A 25,486-nucleotide genomic window follows, 5' to 3' on the forward strand; every position below is an offset into this window, starting at 1 on the left:
CGCCGACCGGCACGGTGTCAGGGTGCGAACGAGTCCAGCACCCTGTCCAGCATCCAGTCGAAGACGGCCTCCAGGTCGATCGGCCCCGCGTCCTCCGTGAACGCCGCCGCCATCCGCGGATACGCCCCGGAAGCGATCTGCCCGCCCAGGTACGCGATCCGCACCTGGTTCTCCTGCTCCTCGGACCACGGCAGCGCGCGCGTCCGCTCCGCCGTCGCCAGCTCGTTCGCGACGTAGGTCGTCACACACCCGTTGAGCAGCGCCAGGAGCTGGAGCTTCGTGCCGTACGGCGCGTCGAGCGGGTCCATGCAGGCCAGGCAGTGCTCCAGGAACCGCAGCGCGTTCGGGCTGAACCCGTACACCGGTGACATCAGCCGCGGCAGCCACGGATGCCGGCGCATCAGCTCCCGGGTCTGGTGCGCCACCCGGCGCAGGTCGGCCCGCCAGTCCCCGCTCGGCTCCCACAGCTCGTGCTCACCGCCGACGGCGTCGACCATCAGCTCGTGCAGGTCCTCCTTGCGCGGCACGTAGTTGTAGAGCGACATGGTGCCGCAGCCCAGCTCGGCCGCGACATGCCGCATCGACACGGCGTCGAGCCCGCCCTCGTCGGCGAGCCGCACCGCCGCCGCCGCGATGTCCGCCCGGCTGAACGCGGGTCGCGGGCCGCGGCCGGTGCGCTCGGCGCGCGCCCAGATCACTTGGGGTACCGCCGGTCGGCCAGCCATCGATCATCACCTCGGCCACCATCCTAGTTACGTACAGCGTGCGTAGTGCGCTATGGTCGACCCATGACTTCTACGTACGCTGTACTTAGTGAAGGTCTGGAGAAGCGTTTCGGGGAGGTCCGCGCCGTCCGCGGCCTGGATCTGGCCGTGGCCCGGGGCTCGGTGGTCGGGATGCTCGGCCCGAACGGGGCGGGCAAGACCACCACCGTACGGCTGCTGGCGACGCTGCTGCGGCCGGACGCCGGTTCGGCGCGGATCGCGGGGCACGACCTCGCACGGGAGCCGCAGGCCGTGCGGCGGGCGATCGGGGTGACCGGGCAGTACGCGTCGGTGGACGGGGACCTCACGGGACGCCAGAACCTGCGGCTGTTCGCGCGGCTGCACCGCGTCCGCGGCACCGCCGCGCGCGCCGGTGAACTCCTCGACCGCTTCGGTCTGGCCGAGGCCGCCGACCGGCCCGTCTCCACGTACTCGGGCGGGATGCGGCGGCGGCTGGACCTGGCGGCGAGCCTGATACGGCACCCGGCGGTGCTCTTCCTCGACGAGCCGACCACGGGGCTCGATCCGGTCAGCCGCAACCAGATCTGGGACGCCGTGGGCGCCCTCAAGGCGGAGGGGACGACCGTGCTGCTGACGACGCAGTACCTGGAGGAGGCCGACCGGCTCGCCGACCAGGTGGTGTTGATGGACCGGGGGCGGATCGCGCACAGCGGCTCGCCGCCCCAGCTGAAGGCGCTCATCGGGTCGTACGCGGAGGTGGTCGTCGCGCACGCCGACGCGATGGTCGCGGCGGCGGGCGTCCTCGACCAGCTCACGGGGGCCGAGCCGTCGTTCGACCACGACCGGCACGCGGTCGGCGCGGTCTGTCTCGACCCGACGCTGACGCTGCCCCGTCTCGTCCGCGAACTCGACGCGGCCGGGGTGCCGTTGCTGGACGCGAGCCTGCGCCCGCCGACCCTCGACGACGTGTTCCTCCGCCTCACCGAGACACCCGCGACCGCGCTCTCCGACCACTCCGACCACTCCGACCACTCCGACGTCAAGGAGCGTGCCGCATGAGCGCGTTGGCGTACGACGGCGCGGCCATGCTCGGCCGTCAGCTGCGGCGGGCCCGGAACAATCCGGGGCTGCTGATCCTCACCCAGACGATGCCGATCTCGATGCTGCTGTTCTTCGGGTACGTCTTCGGCAGCGCCCTCGCCGTGCCGGGCGAGGAGTACCGCCGGTTCCTGGTGCCCGGTCTGCTGGTCGCGACGGCGGCCGGCGGGATCATGACCGGCATGTTCCAGGCCGCGCAGGACACCCACCGGGGCGTGATGGACCGCTTCCGCACCCTGCCGATGAGCCGGGCCGCCGTCCCGCTCGGCCAGGTCGCGGCGGACCTCGTCCTCACGGCCGCGGGGACGGCGCCGTTCCTGCTGGTCGGACTGGCGGTGGGCTGGCGGATCGAGGGCGGCGCGCTCGCGGCGGCCGGCGCGTTCGCCCTGCTGCTGCTGTTCCGGTTCACGGCGGTGTGGATCGGTGTCTTCCTGGGCCTGCTCACCCGCAACGAGGAAGCGGCCGGCCAACTGGGCGGGGCCACCTTCCTGTTGCCGCTGCTGTCCAGCGCGTACATCCCGACCGAGGGTCTGCCGGGCTGGCTGCGCACCGCCGCCGAATGGAACCCGATCAGCGCGGTCACCACGGCCCTGCGCGACCTGTTCGGGAACGCGCCCGTCCCCGACGGCGCCGCCTGGCCTGTCGCCCATCCGATCGCCGGTTCCCTGGCCTGGTGCGCCGTCCTCCTCGCGGTGTTCGTACCGCTCGCGGTCAGGACGTACGCGGCCGGCCCCAGATGACCTCCGGCCCGTTCGGGGGACGGGCCGGACCCAGCGGCTTCCGGCCCGCTCCGGCGGGGTGGGCCGCAGGCCGGTGTACCGGGGCGTGACGCTCGGCACGCCCTGCTGACAACGACACCCCGCCGGGGACATGATCCACGGCATGCGCTCAACTACCGGCACCGGCGATCCCCTGCCCCTCGACGGCCTCACCGTCGTCGCCGTCGAGCAGGCCGTGGCGGCCCCCTTCGCCACCCGGCAGCTCGCCGACCTCGGCGCCCGTGTGATCAAGGTCGAGCGGGTGGACGGCGGTGACTTCGCGCGCGGCTACGACACCGCCGCCCGGGGCCTCGCCTCCCATTTCGTGTGGTGCAACCGGGGCAAGGAGTCCCTGGCCCTCGATCTGAAGGACCCGCGCGGCCTGGACGTCGTACGGCGGCTGGTGGCGGACGCGGACGTGTTCGTGCAGAACCTCGCGCACGGCGCGGCGGCCCGCCTCGGTCTGGACGCCGCCGCCCTGTGCGCCGCGCACCCCCGGCTGATCGCGGTGGACATCTCCGGCTACGGGGCGTCCGGACCGTACGCGGACAAGCGGGCGTACGACATGCTCGTGCAGTGCGAGGCCGGGCTGGTGTCGGTGACGGGCACCCCGGAGCAACCGGTGAAGGCGGGTATCCCGGCGGCGGACATCGCCGCCGGGATGTACGCGTTCTCGGGGGTCCTCGCGGCGCTCCTCCGCCGGGGCACCACCGGGCGGGGCGGGCCGGTGGAGGTGTCGATGCTGGAGGCGCTCGCCGAGTGGATGGGGCACCCGCTGCACCACACCCTGCACGGCGGCACTCCCCCGGTGCGGACGGGTATCGCCCACGCGGTGATCGCGCCCTACGACGCCTATCCGACGGCGGACGGCGCCCGGGTGCTGCTGTCGGTGCAGAACGACCGCGAGTGGCGACGGCTCGCCGAACGGGTGCTGGGGCGACCCGAGTTGGCCGATGACCCGGCGTTCGCGACCAACCCGGCCCGGGTCGCGCACCGGGACCGTACGGACGAGGCGGTGGCGCGGGCGCTGGGCGCCCTGGACGCGGACGAGGCGGTGGCGCGGCTGGAGGCGGCCGGGATCGCCTGCGCACGCCTGCGGGACGTGCACGACCTGGCGGAGCATCCGCAGCTGGCGGCCCGGGACCGGTGGCGGGAAGTGGGGTCACCGGTGGGGCCGCTCAGGGCGTTGCTGCCGCCCATCACGCTGCCGGGCGGGGACGAGGCACGGATGGGGGCGGTACCCGCGCTCGGGGAGCACACCGAGTCGCTGCTGCGCGCCGTGGGGATGACGGGCGACGAGATCGCAGCGCTGCGCCGGGACGGTGTGATCGCCTGAGCGCGGGCTTCCTGCTGAAGAACCTTGGTGCTAGCGGCTGCCGAAGAGCGAGCGGCGCAACCGCCTCAGGGGCGCGAACAGCGAGACTCGACCGACGCGGGTGTCCTTGGCGGCACGCTTCTCGTGCGGGGAACGCGCCGTTATCTCGCGCATCAGCGAGGTCGCCTCGGCCGTCTCGCGCTGCGGCACGGCGGGGCCGCTCAGCACCGAGAGATGGCGGTCGAGGCGCGAACTGGTCGCACTGCTCCCGCAAGTGATCGCAGGGACTCGCGCCCTACGGACTGTTATCTGTTCCATGTCACTCCCCACCCGTTCGAGTCCACCCGGCCCGGGCAGCGTAACCATATCGCCCCACCCGAGCACTCGGGAATCACGGTCTCGGTATACACCTACCCCGTAAGGGCGTTGTCGATTACTCTCCGAATCCAACTGATTTCAGGGCGAGTTGGACAATCGGCTGGCTGGTGGGTTGCGTTGACCCCCCGTCGGGCTCGACGGTCACGGCGAGTGACGTCGCATCGGTGTCCAATCCGTTCGTGACCAAGGGCGTGTCGCCGTCGAAGAGGCCCAGGGAGCGTGGTTGCACGTCGGGGCGCATGAGCCAGAGCTGGTGCACCCGGTCGCGGGGGAGGTCCTCGAATCCGGCGAGCGTCACGATCGCGCGCCCCTCCTCGGCGGAAGCGATCACTCCGATTCCGTTGCCCTCCGCGTCCTGTTCCCGGGTCGCCCGGACATCCGGCGCGGTGAGAACGTGGGCGATCTCACGTGACTGCGCGCGCTCCGCGTCCAGCTGATCCTGTGTCCGGTTCGCCTCGACGGCGAAGAGCGACGCCACGACGAGCGCGCCGGCGGCGGTCACGGTGGCGAGCGGCATGAACAACGGGCGCATCCGGGGCGTACGGGCGCGCGCCTTCGGCGGTGGCGCGGTGCCCCAGACGTGCGGCGGCAGATGCTGCTGGGGCCGCGCCTGCGCCGGGGCCTCCTGAGGAGTGCTCCGCACGGCGGCCAGCACCCGGTCGCGCATCGCGGCCGGCGCGGGAACGGCCGTCGACCAGGCGAGGCGGACCGCGTCCTCCGCCAGGGCGCGCACCTCGGCGGGGCAGCGGTCGCAGCGCTCCAGGTGCTTCTCGAAGCGGCGGCGCTCGTCGGGTTCCAGGGCGTCGAGGGCGTAGGGGGCGGCGAGCGAGTGGAGGTCCTCGCGGCGGAACAGGCTCATGCCGCCCCTCCCTCGGGCACCCGGGCGCGGGGCGCGGTGGAACCGAACGGGGCCTCCTGCACCACGAGGCCGATCAGGACGCTCATGCGACTCCTCCCAGGCATTCGCGCAGCCGTGTGAGTCCGTCGCGCATACGGGTCTTGACCGTGCCGAGGGGCAGCGAGAGCCGCTCGGCCACTTCACGGTAGGTGTAGCCGTCGTAGTAGGCGAGGGTGACCGACTCGCGTTGGAGCGCGGTGAGCCGTTCCAGGCAGTGGCGCACCCACTGGCGTTCGAGGCCCGCCTCGACCTCCTCGGCGACCTGGTCGAAGGCGGTGTCGTGGGCCCGGCGGCCCTCGCGCTGCTCGCGCTCGGTGGCGGCGCGGGCGCTGCGCACCCGGTCCACCGCGCGCCGGTGGGCGACGGTGAGGATCCAGGACAGGGCGCTGCCTCGGGCGGGGTCGAAGCGGCCGGCGGAGCGCCAGAGTTCGAGCAGCACCTCCTGAGCCACCTCCTCCGACTGCGCGGGGTCGCGTACGACCCGGCGCACCAGACCGAACACCGGTCCGGACACCAGGGTGTACAGCTCCTCGAAGGCCCGCTGGTCACCTCCGGCCACCCGGACCAGAAGTTTGTCCGCCTCCACTCGCTCCCCCTCGCCTCCGGCCGAGCACGGCCATCCCCGCGCGTAAGGCATTCGCAACCGCCCCACCTCCGGATGGGGTTACGGATCAGCGTGCCCAAAACGCGGGTCCCCCGTCGACGAATCCGATCGGATCCGGCCGGATCGGGTCCTGACGGGCTCCGGACGGGGTCGGGACGGGCTCCGAACACGATCTCGATCGAGGAATCCCGTTCTCCGCTGAGACAACCTTTCAAACGCGCCGTAAGAACGTTTGGGATTCGACCAATCCACCCTGCCGACCGCTCCGAATGGCGTTCGTCAGGCAAGTTGGGACAGAGGACGGACGGCATGACGACACCTACTTCCAAGAGCGGCGCGGGGCGGCGGAGCATCGCGGCCCTCATCTGTGCTTCGCTGGCCGCCGGAGGGCTCGCAGCCGCCGGCGTGACCGTGCTGGGGCCGGGGACGGCCTCCGCCTCCAGCCACCGTGAGGCCCCGCTGATCTCGGGGGAGCCGCAGTTCGACAACACCGACGTGTACGCGTTCGTCAGCCCGGACAGGCCGGACACGACGACGATCGTCGCGAACTGGATCCCCTTCGAGGAGCCGGCGGGCGGACCGAACTTCTTCCCGTTCTCCGAGGAAGCCCAGTACGACATCCGCGTCGACCAGGACGGCGACGCGAAGGAAGACCTGATCTTCCGCTACACGTTCGACACCAAGACGAAGAACGACCGTACGTTCCTGTACAACACGGGTGTCGTGGAGAGCCTGGACGACCCGGACCTCAACATCACGCAGACGTACGACATCGAGCTGATCAAGCTGCGGGACCGCCGCCCGGTGTCCCGCACGAAGCTCGCCGACGACGTGTGGGTGGCGCCCTCCAACGTCGGCAAGGCCTCGATGCCGAACTTCAAGAAGCTGCGCGACGACGCCGTCTACAAGACCGCGAGCGGTGTGACGACGTTCGCCGGCCAGGCCGACGACCCGTTCTTCCTGGACCTGCGCGTCTTCGACCTGCTGTACGGCGGTGACCTCTCCGAGGTCGGGCGGGACACCCTCAAGGGCTACAACGTCAACTCGATCGCGCTCCAGGTGCCGAGCGCGGCGCTCGCCTACTCCAAGGACCAGCCGATCGTCGGCATATGGTCGACGACGCAGCGCAAGGGCGCCAACGGCCGCTTCCACCAGGTCTCGCGCCTCGGCATGCCGCTGGTGAACGAGGTCGTCAACCCGCTGAAGGACAAGGACCGGTTCAACGCGTCCTCGCCCACGGAGGACGCCCAGTTCCTGAAGAACGTCACCGAGCCGGAGCTGCCGAAGCTGATCGAGGCGATCTACAAGATCCCCGCCCCGAAGACGCCGCGCAACGACCTCGTCGACGTCTTCCTGAAGGGTGTCGAGGGCCTCAACCAGCCGCCGCGCGTGACCCCGTCGGAGCAGCTGCGCCTCAACACCTCCATCAAGCCCACCGCGAAGCCGAAGCGGCTCGGTGTCCTCGACGGTGACAACCAGGGCTTCCCGAACGGGCGCCGGCTCACCGACGACGTGATCGACATCGCGCTCCAGGTGGTCGAGGGCGAACTGGTCGGCGCCAAGAACGACCTGGGCGACGCGGTCGACAAGAACGACAAGAAGTTCGGCAAGTCCTTCCCGTACGTCGGTCTGCCGACGGCCGGTTCGCGGGGCAAGACGGTCAAGGGCAACACCACGAACAACGTGCGCAGCGCGCTGGGCGGTGGCGTCGAGGCCGGCACGGACGACACCACGCTGATCGCGGCCTCCGCGGGTGCCGGCGCGGTCGGTGTCCTGCTCATCGGCTCGGGCCTGCTGTGGTGGCGCCGCCGGAACGACCGGGCCTACTACTAGGCCCACCCGGCCGGGCCCCGCGGGGGCCCGGCCCACCGACCGGCGCGGTCCGCTCGTATCCATCCCCCACGGCGGGCCGCGCCCCACCGACGTCACCACCGTTGCTCGGCAAGGACTTTGAGGAGAGGGCATGTCCCCGCGTACGAACGACAGCGCGTCGCAGGACGGACGTCCGCGCCCCGACGAGGGGGCTCCCGAGGCCGACGGTCACGAGATCGCCGAGGCCGGTGCCGACGCCGTCGCCGTCGCCGAGTCCGGTGGCCAGTCCGGTGCCGAGGCCGAGTCCGGTGGCCAGTCCGGTGCCGAGGCCGAGTCCGGTGCCGAGTCCGGGGGCGTCGTGCCCGTTCGTGAGCCCGCGCGGGGGCGGTTGCTGCGGCTCACCGCGTGCGCTGCCGCGCTGGCCGTCGCGTTCACCGGGTTCGCGATCGCGCTGGGCGCCCGGGACGACAACGGGCCGGTCGCCCTCTCCTCCGCGCCGGGGCTCCCGGCGGCACAGCTCGCCGGCGGGGACCTGGACACGTCGGTCAAGGCGTTGCAGGCCCACCTCAAGGACCAGCCGCGGGACTTCGGCTCCTGGTCGACGCTCGGCCTCGCCTATGTGGAGCAGGCCCGCACCAAGGGCGACCCCTCCCGCTACCCGCAGGCCGAGAAGGCCCTGAACCGTTCCCTGAAGCTGCGCCCGGACAACGACCCGGCCCTCGCCGGCCTCGCCGCGCTCGCCGCGGCCCGGCACGAGTTCGAGGACGCCCTGCGCTACGCGGACCGTGCCCTCAAGGAGAACCCGTACAGCGAACGGGCGTTGTGCAGCCGGATCGACGCCCTCGTCGAACTCGGCCGCTACGACGAGGCGTTGAAAGCGGCGAAGCTCGCCGACACCCGCCGCCCCGGCATCCCCGTGTTCACCCGCTACGCCTATGTGCACGAGCTGCGCGGCGACGTGAAGACCGCCCGTCGCGTCCTGCGGCAGGCGCTCGACTCGGCGGTCACGCGGGGCGACATCGCCTACGTGGCCACCCAGCTCGGCCAACTCGCGTGGAAGCAGGGCGACGTCAGGACGGCGCTCGACCACTACGCGCGCGCCCTGGGCGCCGACGACACCTACCTCCCCGCCCTGGAGGGCCGCGCCCGTGCCCAGGCCGCGAGCGGCGACACCACCGAGGCCGTCCGCGGACTCGAACAGGTCGTGTCCGCCTACCCGCTGCCGGGCCCGCTGGTCCTCCTCGGCGAGCTGTACGACGCGAAGGGCGACAAGTCGGCGGCCCGCGACCAGTACGCACTGGTGAACGCCTACACCGCGATCGCCCGCGCCAACGGCGTGAACGCCGACCTCGACACGGCGCTGGCCGCAGCCGACCACGGCGACAGGAAGGCCGCCCTGCGCGCGGCCGAGGCCGAGTGGAAGCGCCGCGAGACGGTCCACACGGCGGACGCCCTCGCCTGGGCCCTGCACGTCAACGGCCGCGACGAGGAGGCCCTTCCGTACGCCCGGCGGGCCACCGCTCCCGGCTACAAGGACGCCACGTTCCTCTACCACCGGGGGATGGTCGAGTACGGCGCCGGCGAGAAGAAGGCCGCGAAGGCCTCCCTCGAGGCGGCACTCGATCTGAACCCCGGCTTCGCCCCGCGCGGCGCCGCCGAGGCCCGTAAGACCCTGAAGGCTCTGGAGGCCAAGTGACTGCCCCTCGGCGCCTGTTCGCCTCCTGCGCGGCGGTCCTCACGGCCGCCTGCGCCCTGGTGCTCGTGCCCAGCGGAACCGCGAGCGCGCACCCGCTGGGCAACTTCACCGTCAACCGGTACGACGGCCTGGTCGCCGCCCCCGGTCAGCTCAGGATCCTCCATGTGGAGGACCTGGCGGAGATTCCCGCCACCCAGGCGGAGCCCGCCATCGAGCGCCGGGGCAGGGCGGGGTGGGCCCGTGAGCGGTGCGCGACGGCCGCCGGGGACACCGAGGTGACGGTCGACGGACGGGCCGTCGAGGTGACCGTCGCGTCGAGCCGGGCCCAGGAGCGGCCGGGCCAGGCCGGGCTGAAGACGCTCCGCGTGGAGTGCCGGCTGAGGGCCGCCCTGCCGGACCGGGCCGTCGACGTGCGCTTCCACGCCGCCGTGGACTCCGGACCCGGCTGGCGCGAGGTCACCGCGCAGGGCGACCGGATGACCCTGACCGGGTCGGACGTGCCGAAGGAGTCGGTGTCGGACCGGCTGACCGACTACCCCCAGGAACTGCTCCAGTCCCCCGAGGACACCGCGACCGCCTCCCTCCAGGTGCGGCCCGGCGGTCCCGCGCTGGCGGAGCGCGAGGGCGACGCGCCGGGGGCCTCGATCCTCCCGCGCGGCGCGGACCGCTGGACCCGGGCCCTGGACGACCTGGTCTCCAGCCACGAGCTCACCCTCGGCTTCGGGGCGCTGGCCTTCGGCATCGCCCTGTTCCTCGGCGCGATGCACGCGCTCGCCCCGGGCCACGGCAAGACACTCATGGCCGCGACCGCCGCCGCCCGCGACCGGGCCCGGATGCGCGATGTGCTGCCCATGGCCGCGTCGGTGACGATCACCCACACCCTGGGCGTGGTCGCCCTCGGCCTGCTGGTCCTCGCCGGCTCCGCCGCCGCCCCGTCCGTCATCACCTGGCTCGGCATCGCGAGCGGCCTCTTCGTGATGACGGCGGGCGTGACCCTGGCCCGCCGCGCCTGGCTGAACCGCAAGCTGACGCTGATGCCGGGGCACGGACATGGACATGAGCACGGGCACGACCACGACCACGACCATGACCACGGTCACGGACACGGTCACTCCCACAGTCATGGTCACGGTCACTCCCACGGCCACGGCCACGGGAGCGGCCACTCCCCCACGCACGACCACGCGCCCGAGCCCGAGCCCCAGAAGCAGCTCGTCCTCGCCCACGCGCACCCCCGCACACACGGCGAAGCCCACGCGCACACCCACGCCCCCGAAACGGCCCCGGTCAAGTCGCACACCCACAGCCACGGCACCGCCCACGAGCACGGCCATGACCACGGGCACCAGCACGGTCACGTCCACAGCCACGACCACGACCACGACGCGTCCCACAGCCACAGCCACAGTCACGACCATGACCACACCCCCGCCCCCAAGCGTTCGCTGCTCGGCGGTGGTCTGACCCACACCCATGGTGGTTTCACCCACACCCACCCCACCGCGCCCACCCTGCGCGGCACGATCCTGCTCGGTTTCGCGGGCGGCATGGTGCCGAGCCCCTCCGCGGTGGTCGTGCTGGTCGGCGCGGCGGCGATGGGCAAGGCGTGGTTCGGTCTGCTGCTGGTGCTGGCGTACGGCATCGGTCTGGCGCTCACGCTGACCGCGGCCGGGTACGCCGTGGTGAAGGCGGGCGGCTGGGCGGCGCGCGTGATGGACAAGGGCCAGGGCCGGCTCGGCGGCCCCACCGCGGCGCTGGTCCGCCGTACCGTCCCGCTGGCGTCGGCGCTGCTGGTTGTCGCCCTGGGGGCGGGTTTGGTGTTCAAGGGGGCGGCATCCGCGTTCCTCTGAGCTACTTTTGGGGAGAAATCGCACGGAGTTCAGACGTCGCGCGGATGCGAATGATGGGGGATGTCCGTGTCCGAAGAACCGGGCAGTGAACGTGTGATCGCGGGCCGCTACCGCCTGCTGACCCCGCTCGGCCAGGGCGGCATGGGAACGGTGTGGCGGGCCCGCGACGAGGTGCTGCACCGTGAGGTCGCGGTCAAGGAGGTGCGGGCCCCGGCCGGTATCCCGACGTCCGACGTCGAGCGGATGTACGCCCGGCTGGAGCGGGAGGCCTGGGCGGCCGCGCGGGTCGCCAACCGCAATGTCGTCACGGTGTACGACGTGGCCTTGGAGGACGGCCGCCCCTGGATCGTGATGGAGCTGGTGCGCGGCCTGTCGCTCGCCGATCTCCTGGACGCCGAGGGCCCGCTCACCCCGCAGCGCACCGCGCAGATCGGCGCCGGGGTGCTGGCCGCGCTGCGCGCCGCGCACGAGGCGGGGGTCCTGCACCGGGACGTGAAGCCGGCCAACGTGCTGATGTCCAACGACGGCCGTGTGGTCCTCACCGACTTCGGCATCGCCACGGTGGAGGGCAGCTCCGCGCTGACGATGACCGGCGAGGTGATCGGCTCGCCCGAGTTCCTCGCCCCCGAGCGGGCGCTCGGCCGGACGCCGGGACCCGAGTCGGATCTCTGGTCGCTGGGTGTGCTGCTGTACGCCGCGGTCGAGGGCAACTCCCCCTTCCGGCAGGACACCCCGCTGAGCACGCTGCGCGCGGTCGTCGACGAGGAGTTGCCGCCGCCGCGCCGGGCGGGTCCGCTGGCCCCGGTGATCGAGGGACTGCTGCGCAAGGACCCGGCGGAGCGGGTCCCGGCCGAACAGGCCGAACGGGACCTGCGGATCATCGGCGCCGGGGGCACCCCTTCCGGGACCGACACGGCCGGAGCGGCCCCGTACGTCCCGACGGTGACCACGTCCCCGGCCGGGGGCGGGCCGACCCGTCGGGACACGGCGGGGTACGGGGCCCCGACGCCGTCGTACGCGGGCCCGGCCGTGGCGACGGGCCCCTCGGCGGTGCCCGCCGGTGCGCAGGGGCGCGACCGGCGTGCCCTCGTCTTCCTGATCACGGGTATCGCGGCGCTCGCCCTCGCCGTCGCGGGGCTGACGTACGCCTGGGTCAACCGGGACGACGGCGGGGCCGACGGCAACACCACCAACGGCGCGGGCACCACGGGCGGCGGCGACGGGCGGACGAGCGGCGGCGGTACGTCCGACGAGCCGAGCGACGAGCCCACCACCGAGGACGACGGGCCCTCCGACACCCCGGACGACGGTCCGACGACCAGCAAGCCGCCGGCCCAGTCCGTGAAGGTGGTGGTCGCGGGCGAGGCCACCCGCTACTCGGGGGCGTGTCCGCCGTCCGAGGGCGACGCCCCGCGCTTCACGGCGACGTTCACCGTGGGCCGGGTGCCCGTGGAGGTCGAGTACCGCTGGGTGACCGCGAGCAGCAAGGCACCGGACACCGAGTGGAAGACGCTGTCGTTCCCGGAGGGCGGCGGGAAGAGCCGGCAGGACCGGATCGTCGTCACGACGTACGCGCCGGACACGACCTACGAGGACGAGATCACCGTCGAGGTGCGTGGGCCGGTGCGGACGAAGTCCAACTCCGTCGCGTTCTCCGTGACGTGCGAGGAGGAGCCCCCGACCACGGGCGGCACCCCCTCGGACTCGGGGGACCCCGGCGGCTCCGACGACGAGGCCGGGGCCGGGGCCGGGGCCTACGACCGCGCGGTGGAGCCGCGGGCGTAGGCCGATCGTTCGGACCACGCCCGAGCGCCTGGAACGGGGTTGACCGGGCCGGCCCCGGGGAGCGGGGAGCCGGCCCGGTCGACGTGCTCAGGGCGTGCTCAGGGCGTGTTCGGGCGGGTGTTCAGGTCGTGCTCGTGAGGGCCGTGACCGGGGTCAGGCCGCGTTCCTGAACACCGGCAGGTAGCCGCCCGACTGCCCCGCGGCCTTCGGGTGGTACGAGTCACCGATGTTCAGCAGGTTGAGGCTGTTCAACCAAGGGTCGCCGGAACACAGTTCGTGCCCGGTGAAGGCGGAGCGGACGTCGCCGAAGGTGAATCCGTGGTCGGCGGCGCGCTTGGCGATCGCGGTGTTCAGATAGTCGGCCGCGTTGTTGATGGCGGACCGCTTCGTCTGGGACAGCCCGGGGCAGGTGCCGCCCAGCTGGTAGAAGCGGGGGTAGCCGAGCACCACCACGTGGGCGGCCGGTGCCTTCGCGCGCACGGCCGAGTACACCTTGTCGAGCTGGCCGGGCAGCGTCGAGTCGACGTACGCCTTGGCCGTGTTGATCCGGGAGACGCAGGAGCTGTCGGACTGGAGCACGCACGTGGTCATCACGTCGGCGAACCCGGCGTCGTTGCCGCCGACGGAGAGGGACACGAGCCCGGTTCCGGCGCCCAGCGGGCCGAGCTGACTCGCCAGAACATCACCCGTTCGGGCGCCGGAGCAGGCCGTGAAGTCGAAGGAGGAGGGGGAGTTGGCGGCCGCCCAGAGGTACGGGTAGGCCTTCGTGCTGCGCTTGCAGTCGCCGCTGGAGGAGAGGTAGCTCCCGGCGCCGACACCGGAGGAGTAGGAGTCGCCGAGGGCCACGTAGCCGGTGGCGGCGGCCTCTTCGGACGCCTGCGCCGCCGCGGTCCCGGTCAGGGTGGCGGCGACGGCGAAGAGGAGTGAGGTCGTGAATACCGCAAATCGGGAACGTCTCATGGAACCTCCCTTTAGCAGGATCTCTGTGTCAACCGTCGTAGCAACTACGCGTGTTGATCGGAAGTGTCCATGTCAAGACTTTCGGGTCCCTATCGCCCCGAAGACACCTCGTTCAACTTCCGTTCGATTGCGTACATGTGACGTACGCATGACAAGACCTCAGCGCCCTTGTGCCGCGCTTGCGCCTCCCCCACGCTGCTGGGAGCCGGGAGCGGAACGCGACGCTCCCGGTCGTGAGTGCGATCCCGCACGCCCCCCACAGACGCACGCCCCCCATCTGGCGTGCGCCGCCCATGAGGAGGACTCCCTCGTAATGGCACACCTGCGTAGCAAGAGGATCCGTGTCACCGCCGTCACCACCCTGGCGACGGCCGCCCTGCTCGTCGGCCCGACCGCACTGCCCGCCCAGGCCGCCCCCGCCGAGGGCACGGTGCTCGCGGCGGGCTCCCCCACGGCCATCAAGGACAGCTACCTCGTCACCCTCAGGAAGAGCACCGGCCTCAAGGCCGCCTCCAGCAAGGGCAGGAGCCTCATCGCGGAGTACGGCGGCACGGTCGAGCGGACCTACCGGTCCGCGCTCAACGGCTGGTCGGCGGAGCTCTCGGCGGCCGAGGCGAGGAGACTGGCCGCCGACCCGGCGGTCGCCTCGGTCGAGCAGAACCAGATCCTCACCGCCGACGCCACCCAGAGCAACGCCCCCTGGGGCCTGGACCGCTCCGACCAGGCGTCCCTTCCGCTCTCCGGCACGTACACCTACCCGGACTCCGCGGGCGGCGGCGTGACGGCGTACGTCATCGACACCGGCGTCCGCATCACGCACTCCCAGCTCGGCGGCCGGGCCACCAACGGCTACGACGCCGTCGACGGCGACAACGTGGCGCAGGACGGCAACGGGCACGGCACCCATGTGGCGACCACCATCGCGGGCTCCACCTACGGCATCGCCAAGCAGGCGAAGATCGTGGCGGTGCGGGTGCTGAACAACTCCGGTTCGGGCACCACGGCCGGCGTCGTCGCGGGCATCGACTGGGTGACTGCGAACCACAGCGGCCCCTCGGTCGCCAACATGTCGCTCGGCGGCGGCGCGTCCGCGGCCCTCGACACGGCCGTCCGCAACTCCATAGCCAGCGGAGTGACCTACGCCGTCGCGGCCGGCAACAGCAGCGCCAACGCCTCCTCGTACTCCCCCGCCCGGGTCACCGAGGCGATCACGGTCGGCGCGACCACCAGCACCGACGCCCGGGCCAGCTACTCGAACTACGGCTCTGTCCTGGACATCTTCGCCCCCGGTTCGTCGATCACGGCCGGCTGGTACACCAGCGACACCGCCACCAACACCATCTCGGGCACCTCGATGGCCACCCCCCATGTCGCGGGCGCCGCCGCGGTCTACCTGGCCGGCCACCCCTCGGCCACCCCGGCCCAGGTCGCCACGGCACTGACCGGCGGGGCCGTCACGGGCAAGGTGACCAGCCCGGGCACCGGCTCCCCGAACCGCCTGCTCCAGATCGTCCCGTGACACCGGCCGGCCCGTCCCCGGTCTCCCGAGGCCCCCTGAGTCCCTGAGCCCCTAAGGTCTCCAGATTTCTCCCGAGGTCTCCCGGCACGGGACGGTCCGTCCGCACACGAGTTCCCCGGAGGCGCCCGCCGCCTCCGGGGAGTCCTCGTCCCCGGGCCCGGAGATCCCCCCGCCGTCGCTTCTCCGCCGACCTCCCGCGCGAGCGCTTGCCGTCGGGTTACGCATCTTGACGGTCCCGCGCCCGCTGAGCGACATTGAAGCCCGGCATCCGGCGCTTCGGGGGGCAAAGTCGCCCATGCAGACCTTGAGTACCAAGCCATCCCTGTCCGACAGCGGCGGGCCACTGCTCGCGGGCGTGGCCGCGGCCGTGGCGGGGACCGGCGCGGTGCTCGCGTTCGCCGACGCGGACTCGGTCCTGCGCGGCCCGTTCACGCTGTTCTTCCTCCTCGTCGCGCCCGGAGCCGCCATCGGGGCCGCCCTGCGCGGACTGGAACCCTTCGGCCGTGTCGTGGCGTCCGTCGCGGGCGCGATCGCGGTGAACCTCCTCGTCGCACAGGGCATGATCGCCACCCACTCCTGGTCGGTGACCGGCGGGATCACGGCCGTGACCGCGATCAGCTCGCTCGTTCTCCTGCTGAGCCTGGTACGGCGCGTGCGCGGCCGTACGGAGAGAAGACGGACCTGAGACGTGGACATCAGCGTGTACCGCCCAGGCGAACTGAGCGCCGCCGACCGGGCGGCCTGGACCGCCCTGCAGTCGAAGGCACACCTCCACGGCGCGCCCGAGCTGGCGAACCCGTTCCTGTCCCCCGAGTTCGCCCTCGCGGTCGGCCGGTGCCGGCGCGGGGTGCGGATCGCGGTCCTGCGCGAGGGCGGTGAACCCGCGGCGTTCTTCCCGTTCCAGAGAACCCCGGTCGGGGTGGGCCGGGCCGTCGGCCTGGGACTGTCCGACTGCCAGGGCGTCGTCCACCGCCCCGGATTCACCTGGGACGCCGAGGCGCTGCTGCGGGCCTGCGGGCTCGCCGTCTGGGAGTTCGACCACCTGGCGGAGGGTCAGACCCCGTTCGCGCACCACGTGACCGGGACCTTCCCGTCACCGGTCATGGACCTCGAACAGGGCTACGAGGCCTATCTGGGCCGGCTGCGGGCCGGCTCCCCGAAGTTCGTCCGCTCGACGCTCGCCAAGGAACGCAGACTCGGGCGCGCGGCGCGCGAGGTCCGCTATGTGCACGACGAGCGCGACCCCGAGGTCCTGCGCACCCTGATGGCCTGGAAGTCCGCCCAGTACCGCAGGACCGGCCGCAGCGACCGGTTCGCGCACCCGTGGATCATCCGGCTCGTCCAGCAGCTGTTCCACACCCGCTCCGACTCCTTCGCCGGCCAGCTGTCCGTGCTGTACGCGGACGGCAAGCCGGTCGCGGCCCATTTCGGGCTCCGCTCCGAGCGGGTGCTCACCTGCTGGTTCCCCGCGTACGACCCGGCGTTCGCGAGGTTCTCGCCGGGGCTGCTGCTGCATCTGCACATGGCGGAGGAGGGCGCCGCGGACGGGATCGCGTACCTGGATCTCGGCCGGGGCCAGAAGCAGTACAAGGACTCCCTGAAGACACGGGAGATCTCCGTGTCCGAGGGGTGGGCCACCCGGCGTCACCCCGTGGCGCTCGGGCACCGGGCCCGTCGCGCCCCCGTCCGGGCGCTGCGGAACGCCGTGCTGGCCCGGCCGGAGCTGTTCGCGTCGGCGGACAGAGCACTGAAACGGGTAGGCAAAATCCGATCAGGTCTGTAGGTAACGGACACAACAACAAAAATGTGAGGCCTCGCAGTAGGCCTTGCCATACGGGCTCAATCATCAATACCGTCTTACATCCACCCGCATCGGTCCGTCGACAGTGGTCCCAAGGGGAGGGCTCGAGGGGCGTGACGGTCCCGGCGCGGGGCGCGGTAGGGGGGTGCCGTGCTCGGTGAGCGCATCTGTCGCCGAGTCGTGCCGCGCGACCGACTGCCCAGTCGCGACAGTCGGCCAGCTTTGCCAGCTCACCCTGTCATGCACCAAGGGGTCGATACGGAGATCGATTTCGCGTGCCGTGGGTGAGAACCCCCCTTTCGAACCGGACACATAGCCGGACCGCCCAGGGGCGGGCGGTCCACCGGACGAGAGGGACCAGACTCATGAGCTCAGTTCTGCGCCCGGCGATATCCGATACCGACACGGCCGAGGAGCCCGACGGGACCATCACGGTCGCCTCGGGCACGTACCGGCCGGTCTCCACCCATCTGGCCATCGCTCCCCCGGTGAGCGTGGTGATCCCCGCCATGAACGAGGCGGAGAACCTCCCGTACGTCTTCAAGACACTGCCGGACTGGATCCACGAAGTGGTCCTCGTCGACGGCAACTCCACCGACAACACCGTCGAGGTGGCCCGCGAGGTGTGGCCCGGCGTCAAGGTCGTGCCGCAGCAGGGCAAGGGCAAGGGGGACGCCCTGATCACCGGGTTCGAGGCGTGCACCGGCGACATCATCGTGATGGTCGACGCGGACGGCTCGGCCGACGGCCACGAGATCCTGTCGTACGTCTCCGCCCTGGTCTCGGGCGCGGACTTCGCCAAGGGGTCGCGCTTCGCCAACGGCGGCGCCACCGACGACATGACGCTGATCCGCAAGTTCGGCAACTGGGCGCTGTGCACGGTCGTCAACCGCAAGTTCGGCGCCCGCTACACCGACCTCTGCTACGGCTACAACGCCTTCTGGCGCCACTGCCTGGACAAGATCGACCTCGACTGCACCGGGTTCGAGGTCGAGACCCTGATGAACATACGGGTCGTCAAGGCCGGTCTGCGGGTCCAGGAGATACCGAGCCACGAATACCTCCGCATCCACGGCGCGAGCAATCTGCGGGCCGTGCGCGACGGGCTGCGCGTGCTGCGGGTGATCCTCAAGGAGCGCTCCAACCGGCGTGCGCTGCGGCGCCGTTCGCACGCGACGATGCTTCTCTCCGGCCGAGGAGAGGTGTCTTGAACGGACCGGCCGTGTCGGTCGTGATCTGCGCGTACACCGAGGACCGCTGGGAGGACATCCTCGCGGCGGTCGCCTCGGTCCGCGCACAGTCCCGGCCGGCCCTGGAGACGCTCCTGGTGGTGGACCACAACCAGGCCCTGCTGGAGCGTCTGACCAGGGAGTACAAGGAACACCGGGAGAGCGGTGAGGTCCGGGTGCTCGCCAACGCGGGCCCCCGCGGCCTGTCCGCCGGCCGCAACACGGGCATCGCCGCCTCGTCCGGCGAGATCATCGCCTTCCTCGACGACGACGCCGTCGCCGAACGCGACTGGCTGCGCTGGTTCGCCGAGGGCTACGCCGACCCCCGCGTCATGGCCGTCGGCGGCCGTACGGTGCCCGTCTGGGCGTCCGGCCGCCGCCCGGCCTGGTTCCCCGAGGAGTTCGACTGGGTGGTGGGCTGCGCCTACAAGGGCCTGCCCGGCGGGGTCGCCCGGGTGCGCAACGTGCTCGGCGGCAACGCCTCGTTCCGCCGCACCGCCTTCGACGCGGCCGGGGGCTTCGCCACCGGGATCGGCCGCGACGGGGACAGGCACCCCCTCGGCTGCGAGGAGACGGAGCTGTGCATCCGGCTGACCCGCGCCAGGCCGGACGCGATCCTGCTCCTCGACGACCGGGCGGTGATCCACCACCGGGTGCCCGGCGCGCGCGAGCGCTTCGGGTACTTCCGGTCGCGCACCTACGCCGAGGGCCTGTCGAAGGCCCTGGTCGCGCGGAGCGTCGGCGCCGGCAAGGGCCTGGAGTCGGAGCGCCGCTACACCACACGCGTCCTGCCCGCCGGGGTGGCGCGCGGCCTGCGGGACGCGCTGCTCGGCCGCCGGGGCGGCGCGGGCCGCGCCGGTGCCATCGTCGCGGGGGTCACGGCGGCGGCCGGGGGGTACGTTGTGGGGAGCGTCCGGGCCCGCCGGGGGGACGTCACGTTCTCCGTCGGCGGGACCCCGGCCGGTGAGGGGGGCGAGGGGGGCTCGTCATGACGGAGGACGCCGTACCGGTCCTGATGTACCACGCGGTCGCCGCCGCTCCGGGCGACGCCACCCGTGCCCTGTCCGTGGCACCGGAGGCGTTCGCGGAGCAGATGGCGGTGATCGGGGACCTCGGTCTCACCCCGGTCGACACGGCCACCCTGGCGGCCGGCTGGCGTTCAGGTCGCCCGCTGCCCGCCAGGCCCGTGCTGATCACCTTCGACGACGGCTACGAGGGCGTGCACCGCCATGCCCTGCCCGTCCTCGCCAAGCACGGCTTCGCGGCCTCCCTGTTCGTCTCCACGGCCTGGATCAAGGGCCCGTACGACGACGGCGGCGCCCTCGACACCATGCTCGACTGGGACCAGGTCCGCGAACTCGCCGGGCACGGCGTGGAGATCGGCGGACACAGCCACACCCATCCGCAGCTCGACATGCTCGACGAGGACCGGCTCCGGTTCGAGCTGCGGCGCTGCCTAAGGATCGTCGCCGACGAACTGGGCACCCCGCCCGTCTCGTTCGCCTACCCGTACGGCTACTCCAGCCGCCGGGTGCGGGTCGCAGTGCGGGAGACGGGGTTCGCGCAGGCGCTCGCCGTCGGCAACGCGCTCGCCCGGCGCCGGCAGGGCCCGTACGCGCTGCGGCGGGTCACCGTGCGGCGCTCCACCGGCGTCGAGGAGTTCGAGCGGCTGGTCCAGGGGCGCGCCGTCGCCCGCGGCTTCGCCCGGGACCGTGCCCTGACCAAGGGGTACGCCATGGTCCGAAGAGCACGACAGGTGGGAAAGGCCATCCGCTCCCGTGTCTGACACGACGACCACCACGGCCGGGCAGGCCGACACCGGCACGGCGGACACCACCGGGCCGCGGCCCGGCCCCGCCCGCCGGCTGCGGCTGCCCGGCCTCGGCAGGGGGGCCGGCGGCAACCAGCTGTTCCGCAACGCCTACGCCCTGATGCTGAACACCGGTATCTCGGCCGTGCTCGGCCTCGGCTTCTGGCTGGCCGCGGCCCGGTACTACACCGAGGCTGCGGTCGGGCAGGGCTCCGCCGCGATCGCCGCGATGAAGCTCCTGGCGGGGCTGGCCGCGCTCACCCTGACGGGGGCGCTCGCCCGGTTCATCCCGGTCGCGGGGCGCGGCACGGGACGGCTGGTCTTCCGTACGTACGCGGGCAGTTCGGTGGCGGTGGCGCTCGCGGCCGGGGTGTTCCTGCTGACGCTCGGGCTGTGGGGGTCCTCGTACCGCTTCCTGCACGACCCGCGGGACGCCGTGTTCTTCGTGCTCGCGGTGGTCGCCTGGTCGCTGCTGACCCTTCAGGACGGGGTGCTGACCGGGCTGCGCAGCGCCCTGTGGGTGCCCGTCGGCAACACCGTGTTCTCCGCGGTCAAGCTGGTGCTGCTGGTGGTGTTCGCCGCGGCCGTCCCGACCATGGGTGTGTTCGTGTCCTGGGTCGCGGCGATCGCGGTCTCCGTGCTGCCGCTGGGCTGGCTGGTGTTCCGGCGGCTCGTCCCCCGGCATGTGAAGGCGACCGAGGGCCTGGCCCACCCGCCGTCGCTGCGGGAGATCGGCCGCTTCCTCGCGGGCGACTACACCGGCTCGCTGTTCTCCCTCGCGGTGGTCTACCTGGTCCCGGTGATCGTCGCCGCCCAGGTCAGCTCCACCGACAACGCGTACTTCTACATCACCACCACGATCGGCGGCACGGTCAACCTCCTCGCCATCAACATGGGTGCCTCGCTGACCGTGGAGGGCGCCCACGACCCGGCCCGGCTCGCCGCGAACACCCGGGCCGCGCTGCGGCGGATGGCCCGGATCATGCTGCCGGTGTGCGGGGTGCTGTTCTTCGGGGCGCCGTGGATCCTCGCCGTGTTCGGGCCGGGCTACGCGGACGCGGCGACGGGGCTGCTGCGCTGGTTCGCGGTCGGCGCCGTGCTGCGGGTGGTGATGGAGACCTACTTCGCGGTGCTGCGCGCCCAGAGCCGTACCGCCGGACTCGCCTGGCTCCAGGGCCTGCTGTGCGCCCTGGTCCTCGGACTGACACTGCTGCTGCTCCCCCGCATGGGTCTGCTGGGCGCGGGGGTCGCCGAGATCTCCAGCCTCGCGGTGATCGTGCTGATCGCCGCGCCCCGGCTCTGGCGGATCGTCCGCACGGCGCCGCCCGCCGCGGTCCCCGAGGACGCGGCGCCCGACGGCGACCTCGCCGACCTGGGCCGGGTGGCGTCCACCGCGAAGAAGGAGAGCGGAGCCCGGTCCCGGCGGCCCGACTCCGACACCCTCGCCCTCGGCCTGCACCTCGACTTCGACCACATGGAACGCCGACCCGACGTACGCCCCGGCCCCGGCACCCCGCCCGCCGGAAGCCCGGCCGTCCGGGGGGACCACCGGCCGGCCTGGGCCCAGGACCGGCCGACCCGGCCGCTCCACCTCAACCGGCCACCGGCGCCCGGACGGCCCGTGGACGGGGAGGTCCCGCCGGTCGAGGAGAGCGAGGGCGCCCCAGGGGATGCGCCGCCCGCCCCGTCCCCGGCGGCGCCACCGCCCTCCGGGCCCCGCGGGGCATGGCTGCCGCGCCCCACCCGCGCCGGTGTGCTCCTCGGCTGCCTCCTGATCGCGGCGCTGCTGCTGTACTGGGTGCCCGCCCTCGCGCTGGACGACTCCGCGCTGGACGGCATGGACGGGCTCGGCCTCGTCTCCGTGCTGCCGCTGCCGACGCTGGCCGGGACGGCGCTGCTGGCCACCGTGTTCGCCTCGCTGCTGTGGCTGCGCCGCGAGCACCGGGCTCTGCTGCTGGTCACACTGGTGGCAACCGTCGTATCCCTGCACGCGCTGCCCGCCGTGATCGAGGCCGAGCCGCGGTTCGCGACGGCCTGGCAACACCTCGGCTTCCTCGACTACATCGACCGCACCGGCTCGGCGGTCCCCGACCTGGACGCCCGCTGGAGCTGGCCGGGCTTCTTCGCGGCGGCCGCGTTCGTGGCCAAGGCCTGCGGCGTCGACGACTTCACGGAGATCATCCGCTGGTGGCCCACCGCCATGCAGCTGCTCTACCTGGCCCCGATGTTCCTCCTCGCCCGCCATGTGCGCGCGAACTGGCGCGCCCGGTGGACGGGTGTGTGGATCTTCGTGCTGAGCGGCTGGGTGGGGCAGGACTACTTCTCCCCGCAGGGCTTCACCTACCTCCTCTACCTGGCCTTCGTGACGATCCTCCTGGTGTGGTTCCGCGCCCCGCGCATGCTGTGGGCCAAGGTCCGGCCCGGTGAGGCCGAGGTGGAGCCGACCGACCGCCGGCAGCGCGCGGTGCTGCTGGTGGTCCTCATCGCGCTGTACGCGGCGACCGTCCCGGCCCACCAGCTCACCCCGTTCGTGATGCTGGGCGTCCTCGCCGTCCTCGTCCTGGTCGGCCGCTGCGAACTGCGCGGTCTGCCCCTTCTGTTCGCCGTCCTGGTCGCCGTCTGGGTGGGCTTCCTCGCCGAGCCGTACTGGTCGGGCCACTTCGACGAACTCTTCGGTGGTGTCGGCGGCGTCGGCGGGAACGTCACGTCCTCGGTGTCCGGCCGTATCGGCGAGGGAAGCTCCACACACAAACTCGTGCTGTACGCACGTGTGGCCCTGGCCGGCCTCGTCATGCTGCTGGCCTGCTACGGCTTCCTGCGCCGCCGTGCGAACAGGTACCGCGAACGCTCCCTGCTCGTCCTGACCTTCGTGCCGTTCCTCGGCTTCGGGATGCAGTCGTACGGCGGCGAGATGGCCCTGCGGGTCTTCATGTTCGCCCTGCCGGGTGCCGCGCTGCTCGCCGCGCTCGCCCTGTTCCCGCGCTCCGGCGCGACCGCCGGGGAACGCGCGAAGGACCGGCGGAGCCTCGCCCCGCTGGCCGCCCTCCTGGCGGGCCTATTCCTCATCGGCGGCTTCCTCGTCGCCCGCTGGGGCAACGAGCCCTTCGAGCGCGTCCGCAGCGGCGAGGTGGCCGCCATGGAGTACGTGTACGCCCACGACGAGCCCACCGTACGGCTGCTCTGGCTCAGCGACGACCCGGTCGACTCGGTGACGCCCGCGCTGCCGTGGGGCGCCCGGGACATGGAGAAGGTCGAGTACGTGCCGACGCTCGCACCGGTCGACCCGGTCCTGGTGTCGGGCCTGGTCAAGTCGCTCAAGGACGCGGGCCCGCACTCCTACCTCATCGTCAACCGCGGCCAGACCACGTCGCTCCAGCTGGACTCCGGCTACCCCGCGAACTGGGACGCGCGGCTCATCCGCAACCTCGACGCGCGCAAGGAGCTCAGGGAGGTCTTCGCCAACGAGGACGCGACGATCTTCTCGCTGCGCGGTCGGACGGGTAAGGCCCCCGCGCCCGATCCCGGGCCGATCGGCCCGCAGGTGACCTGGACGCCGTGGTCCGTGGTCGGCGGTCTGGCGACGATCGCCCTGATCGTGCTGCTGACCACCCGCGAGGTCGTACGTGTGGCGGCCCGCCCGAGCGTCCGTCAACTCCGGTGGTTGCAGGGCAGTTTCTGGTTCAGCCTGCCGCTGCTGGCCCTGCTGCTCGCGTCACTGGTGCAGCGGTTCCTGACGATGGGAGGCGCCCCGTGAGGGACCTGGGGCCCCTCTGGCGGGTGCTCACCGCTTGAGCCACCGCACCTCGTACGCCCCCATCGCGAACCGCCGCCCGTCGACCTTCGCGCTGATCTTCCGGTCCAGGGTGTTGACCACGAGCACGGCGTCGTCGTCGGCCAGCACCCGTACGTTCGGCCGGTCGTCGGCGGCCACCGACACCGTCTCGTACCTCGTGCCCGGCGGGAACTCCGCGCCGAACCGGGCCAGCAGGTCGTACATGGGCAGCGCCCTGCCGCCGCCGCTGGTGTCGGTCGGGGTCCACAGGCATCCGGGGCACTCCCCGCTCCTCTCCTCCGGGTTCCAGTAGAACGCGGAGGTCGCGCCGCCCTTCGCCATGCCGATCAGCCCGGCGGCCTGCACGGCGACCCGCCGGGTCTCGGACCAGCCGTTGCGGTCGTCGTTCGCGTCGGCGGGCTCCACGTAGTACTCGGCCCACCACAGCGGCAGCCCCGGGGCGCGCCCCCGCACCCACTCGCTCACCGCCGTGAACTTCTCCGTGGCCGCGAACTCGTCCGGCAGCAACTCGTCGTCCGCGGTGTAGCTGGAGCCGTCGACGACCACGAAGTCCGCGCCCGCCCTGTTCTTGTCCCAGTAGTCGAAGGCGTCGAGGATCCGCTGGTCCATGGCGCCCCAGGGGCCCTTCAGGGAGGTCGACGCGTTCTGCTTCTGCCGGGGGTCGAGGCTGTCCATGACGAGGTAGGGGCCGCCGACCATGATGTCCTCGTCGACCTTCTTCAGGGCCTTGTACACGAGGTTGTACAGGCGGGTGTAGCCCTCGTAGTCCCAGCGGGCCTCGGCGTTGTTCCAGAAGCCCTTGAACTCGTTCCAGACGATGAAGTGCCGCACGTCCGGGTAGCGCCTGGCGACGGTCGCGGCGAGGTCGGCGAAGTCCTGGAAGTGCTCGGGCTCGGGCGCGGTCTCCAGGGCGGACTGGCTCCAGTCGGTGTCGCCGGCCCCGGACTTTCCGCCCTTCATCCAGTCGGGGGCGCAGCACAGGGTGACGACGGGCGTGCCACCGGTGGCGCGGACGAAGTCGACGCGCCGGTCCATCTCCTCGAAGTCGTAGCGCCCCTCGACCGGTTCGGGGTTGCCGGCGCCCCAGCCCATGATGTGCTGGATCTGCGGCAACGGCCGCTCGCCCAGGCGCTTCTCGACGCGTTCGACGGCGGCCCGGCTGCCCTCGTCCGCGCTGAACTGGGTGTGGGTGAAACCCCAGCCGACCTCGGGTCCGAGGCCGTCGGGCGGGACGGCGGGCGTGCCATGCACCTTGTCGCCGTCGCGTGAGGTGCCGGCGGTGCCACCCTCGCCGGGCAGTGTGTTGAGCAGGGTCACGATCAGGGCCAGCACGGCCGCCCCCACGCCGAGGAGCGCGGTGAGCCGCCACCGCCGGTCCCCCGAATTCCACCCATGCCGTCGCATCATGGGCAACAGTAACGGCGCGGGGCGGCGGTGGGGGAGCTTCCGTCACCG

At 72.4% G+C, this 25,486-nt stretch carries 20 protein-coding genes; 14 read left to right on the forward strand and 6 right to left on the reverse strand.

Features of this window, described 5'->3' with window-relative positions; translation table 11 throughout:
- Positions 1-17: 17 nt before the first annotated feature.
- Positions 18-725 (reverse strand): TetR/AcrR family transcriptional regulator, encoded by a 708-nt coding sequence (locus SMA5143A_RS10865; protein WP_107462661.1) that lies wholly within the window; start codon positions 723-725, stop codon positions 18-20.
- 63 nt (positions 726-788) lie between these two features.
- Here SMA5143A_RS10865 and SMA5143A_RS10870 point away from each other — a divergent pair, with 63 nt between their 5' ends.
- The 3 genes from SMA5143A_RS10870 to SMA5143A_RS10880 all read left to right on the forward strand — a co-directional run bounded on the left by SMA5143A_RS10870 (position 789) and on the right by SMA5143A_RS10880 (position 3,917).
- A complete protein-coding gene (locus SMA5143A_RS10870; RefSeq protein WP_107462662.1) occupies positions 789-1,784 on the forward strand; it encodes an ATP-binding cassette domain-containing protein in 996 nt (331 codons plus the stop codon).
- The gene (locus SMA5143A_RS10875; protein WP_107462663.1) at positions 1,781-2,563 is read left to right on the forward strand and encodes an ABC transporter permease; all 783 of its coding nucleotides are present in this window, start codon (positions 1,781-1,783) and stop codon (positions 2,561-2,563) included. The genes SMA5143A_RS10870 and SMA5143A_RS10875 overlap by 4 nt, the downstream gene beginning before the upstream one ends.
- Positions 2,564-2,693: 130 nt before the next feature.
- Complete coding sequence (locus SMA5143A_RS10880) at positions 2,694-3,917, forward strand: CaiB/BaiF CoA transferase family protein (protein WP_107462664.1); 1,224 nt, start codon at positions 2,694-2,696, stop codon at positions 3,915-3,917.
- 30 nt (positions 3,918-3,947) lie between these two features.
- On the opposite strand, the gene SMA5143A_RS10885 is transcribed toward SMA5143A_RS10880, so the two are convergent.
- The 3 genes from SMA5143A_RS10885 to SMA5143A_RS10895 form a co-directional block, all read right to left on the reverse strand.
- Positions 3,948-4,214 carry a hypothetical protein gene (locus tag SMA5143A_RS10885; RefSeq protein ID WP_055541681.1) on the reverse strand — a complete coding sequence of 89 codons (267 nt, stop codon included), beginning with the start codon at positions 4,212-4,214 and terminating at the stop codon, positions 3,948-3,950.
- A gap of 115 nt (positions 4,215-4,329) precedes the next feature.
- Positions 4,330-5,133, reverse strand: coding sequence for an anti-sigma factor (locus SMA5143A_RS10890; RefSeq protein ID WP_107462665.1), 804 nt, complete (start codon positions 5,131-5,133; stop codon positions 4,330-4,332).
- Between the two features lie 82 nt (positions 5,134-5,215).
- Entirely contained in the window at positions 5,216-5,758 is a 543-nt protein-coding gene (locus SMA5143A_RS10895; protein WP_107462666.1) for a sigma-70 family RNA polymerase sigma factor, read from the reverse strand.
- 327 nt (positions 5,759-6,085) lie between these two features.
- Here SMA5143A_RS10895 and SMA5143A_RS10900 point away from each other — a divergent pair, with 327 nt between their 5' ends.
- From SMA5143A_RS10900 to SMA5143A_RS10915, 4 genes are all read left to right on the forward strand, one after another.
- Positions 6,086-7,609 (forward strand): DUF4331 domain-containing protein, encoded by a 1,524-nt coding sequence (locus SMA5143A_RS10900; RefSeq protein WP_107462667.1) that lies wholly within the window; start codon positions 6,086-6,088, stop codon positions 7,607-7,609.
- A 130-nt stretch (positions 7,610-7,739) separates the two neighbouring features.
- Positions 7,740-9,284 (forward strand): tetratricopeptide repeat protein, encoded by a 1,545-nt coding sequence (locus SMA5143A_RS10905; protein ID WP_107462668.1) that lies wholly within the window; start codon positions 7,740-7,742, stop codon positions 9,282-9,284.
- Entirely contained in the window at positions 9,281-11,134 is a 1,854-nt protein-coding gene (locus tag SMA5143A_RS10910; RefSeq protein WP_107462669.1) for a nickel transporter, read from the forward strand. The genes SMA5143A_RS10905 and SMA5143A_RS10910 overlap by 4 nt, the downstream gene beginning before the upstream one ends.
- A 60-nt stretch (positions 11,135-11,194) precedes the next feature.
- A complete protein-coding gene (locus SMA5143A_RS10915; RefSeq protein WP_107462670.1) occupies positions 11,195-12,919 on the forward strand; it encodes a serine/threonine-protein kinase in 1,725 nt (574 codons plus the stop codon).
- A gap of 153 nt (positions 12,920-13,072) precedes the next feature.
- On the opposite strand, the gene SMA5143A_RS10920 is transcribed toward SMA5143A_RS10915, so the two are convergent.
- Complete coding sequence (locus SMA5143A_RS10920; protein WP_107462671.1) at positions 13,073-13,879, reverse strand: SGNH/GDSL hydrolase family protein; 807 nt, start codon at positions 13,877-13,879, stop codon at positions 13,073-13,075.
- Between the two features lie 313 nt (positions 13,880-14,192).
- On the opposite strand from SMA5143A_RS10920, the gene SMA5143A_RS10925 reads away from it, so the two are divergent.
- The 7 genes from SMA5143A_RS10925 to SMA5143A_RS10955 all read left to right on the forward strand — a co-directional run bounded on the left by SMA5143A_RS10925 (position 14,193) and on the right by SMA5143A_RS10955 (position 23,992).
- Positions 14,193-15,398 (forward strand): S8 family peptidase, encoded by a 1,206-nt coding sequence (locus SMA5143A_RS10925; protein WP_107462672.1) that lies wholly within the window; start codon positions 14,193-14,195, stop codon positions 15,396-15,398.
- A 295-nt stretch (positions 15,399-15,693) separates the two neighbouring features.
- Positions 15,694-16,083 carry a hypothetical protein gene (locus SMA5143A_RS10930; protein ID WP_107462673.1) on the forward strand — a complete coding sequence of 130 codons (390 nt, stop codon included), beginning with the start codon at positions 15,694-15,696 and terminating at the stop codon, positions 16,081-16,083.
- 3 nt (positions 16,084-16,086) lie between these two features.
- Positions 16,087-17,181 carry a GNAT family N-acetyltransferase gene (locus tag SMA5143A_RS10935; protein WP_107462674.1) on the forward strand — a complete coding sequence of 365 codons (1,095 nt, stop codon included), beginning with the start codon at positions 16,087-16,089 and terminating at the stop codon, positions 17,179-17,181.
- 383 nt (positions 17,182-17,564) lie between these two features.
- Positions 17,565-18,410, forward strand: a complete 846-nt coding sequence (locus SMA5143A_RS10940; protein WP_107462675.1) for a glycosyltransferase family 2 protein — start codon at positions 17,565-17,567, stop codon at positions 18,408-18,410.
- Positions 18,407-19,420: a glycosyltransferase family 2 protein gene (locus tag SMA5143A_RS10945; RefSeq protein WP_107462676.1), complete on the forward strand. Its 1,014-nt coding sequence runs from the start codon at positions 18,407-18,409 to the stop codon at positions 19,418-19,420. Before SMA5143A_RS10940 ends, SMA5143A_RS10945 begins: the two co-directional genes overlap by 4 nt.
- The gene (locus SMA5143A_RS10950) at positions 19,417-20,214 is read left to right on the forward strand and encodes a polysaccharide deacetylase family protein (protein ID WP_107462677.1); all 798 of its coding nucleotides are present in this window, start codon (positions 19,417-19,419) and stop codon (positions 20,212-20,214) included. Before SMA5143A_RS10945 ends, SMA5143A_RS10950 begins: the two co-directional genes overlap by 4 nt.
- Positions 20,207-23,992: a lipopolysaccharide biosynthesis protein gene (locus SMA5143A_RS10955; protein WP_181361809.1), complete on the forward strand. Its 3,786-nt coding sequence runs from the start codon at positions 20,207-20,209 to the stop codon at positions 23,990-23,992. The genes SMA5143A_RS10950 and SMA5143A_RS10955 overlap by 8 nt, the downstream gene beginning before the upstream one ends.
- 27 nt (positions 23,993-24,019) lie before the next feature.
- Here SMA5143A_RS10955 and SMA5143A_RS10960 read toward each other — a convergent pair whose 3' ends face one another.
- Positions 24,020-25,435, reverse strand: a complete 1,416-nt coding sequence (locus tag SMA5143A_RS10960; protein ID WP_107462695.1) for a GH39 family glycosyl hydrolase — start codon at positions 25,433-25,435, stop codon at positions 24,020-24,022.
- Between the last annotated feature and the right edge of the window lie 51 nt (positions 25,436-25,486).

The organism is Streptomyces sp. MA5143a, from assembly GCF_900290235.1.
Classification (GTDB): Bacteria; Actinomycetota; Actinomycetes; order Streptomycetales; family Streptomycetaceae; genus Streptomyces.

Excerpts from the sequence above, each read along its gene's own strand:
- SMA5143A_RS10950 (WP_107462677.1), top strand. The coding sequence starts at position 19,417 with ATGACGGAGGACGCCGTACCGGTCCTGATGTACCACGCGGTCGCCGCC.
- SMA5143A_RS10885 (WP_055541681.1), bottom strand. The coding sequence starts at position 4,214 with ATGGAACAGATAACAGTCCGTAGGGCGCGAGTCCCTGCGATCACTTGC.
- SMA5143A_RS10880 (WP_107462664.1), top strand. The coding sequence starts at position 2,694 with ATGATCCACGGCATGCGCTCAACTACCGGCACCGGCGATCCCCTGCCC.
- SMA5143A_RS10900 (WP_107462667.1), top strand. The coding sequence starts at position 6,086 with ATGACGACACCTACTTCCAAGAGCGGCGCGGGGCGGCGGAGCATCGCG.
- SMA5143A_RS10920 (WP_107462671.1), bottom strand. The coding sequence starts at position 13,879 with ATGAGACGTTCCCGATTTGCGGTATTCACGACCTCACTCCTCTTCGCC.
- SMA5143A_RS10940 (WP_107462675.1), top strand. The coding sequence starts at position 17,565 with ATGAGCTCAGTTCTGCGCCCGGCGATATCCGATACCGACACGGCCGAG.
- SMA5143A_RS10915 (WP_107462670.1), top strand. The coding sequence starts at position 11,195 with ATGTCCGTGTCCGAAGAACCGGGCAGTGAACGTGTGATCGCGGGCCGC.
- SMA5143A_RS10890 (WP_107462665.1), bottom strand. The coding sequence starts at position 5,133 with ATGAGCCTGTTCCGCCGCGAGGACCTCCACTCGCTCGCCGCCCCCTAC.
- SMA5143A_RS10925 (WP_107462672.1), top strand. The coding sequence starts at position 14,193 with ATGGCACACCTGCGTAGCAAGAGGATCCGTGTCACCGCCGTCACCACC.
- SMA5143A_RS10870 (WP_107462662.1), top strand. The coding sequence starts at position 789 with ATGACTTCTACGTACGCTGTACTTAGTGAAGGTCTGGAGAAGCGTTTC.
- SMA5143A_RS10875 (WP_107462663.1), top strand. The coding sequence starts at position 1,781 with ATGAGCGCGTTGGCGTACGACGGCGCGGCCATGCTCGGCCGTCAGCTG.
- SMA5143A_RS10930 (WP_107462673.1), top strand. The coding sequence starts at position 15,694 with ATGCAGACCTTGAGTACCAAGCCATCCCTGTCCGACAGCGGCGGGCCA.
- SMA5143A_RS10905 (WP_107462668.1), top strand. The coding sequence starts at position 7,740 with ATGTCCCCGCGTACGAACGACAGCGCGTCGCAGGACGGACGTCCGCGC.
- SMA5143A_RS10960 (WP_107462695.1), bottom strand. The coding sequence starts at position 25,435 with ATGCGACGGCATGGGTGGAATTCGGGGGACCGGCGGTGGCGGCTCACC.
- SMA5143A_RS10865 (WP_107462661.1), bottom strand. The coding sequence starts at position 725 with ATGGCTGGCCGACCGGCGGTACCCCAAGTGATCTGGGCGCGCGCCGAG.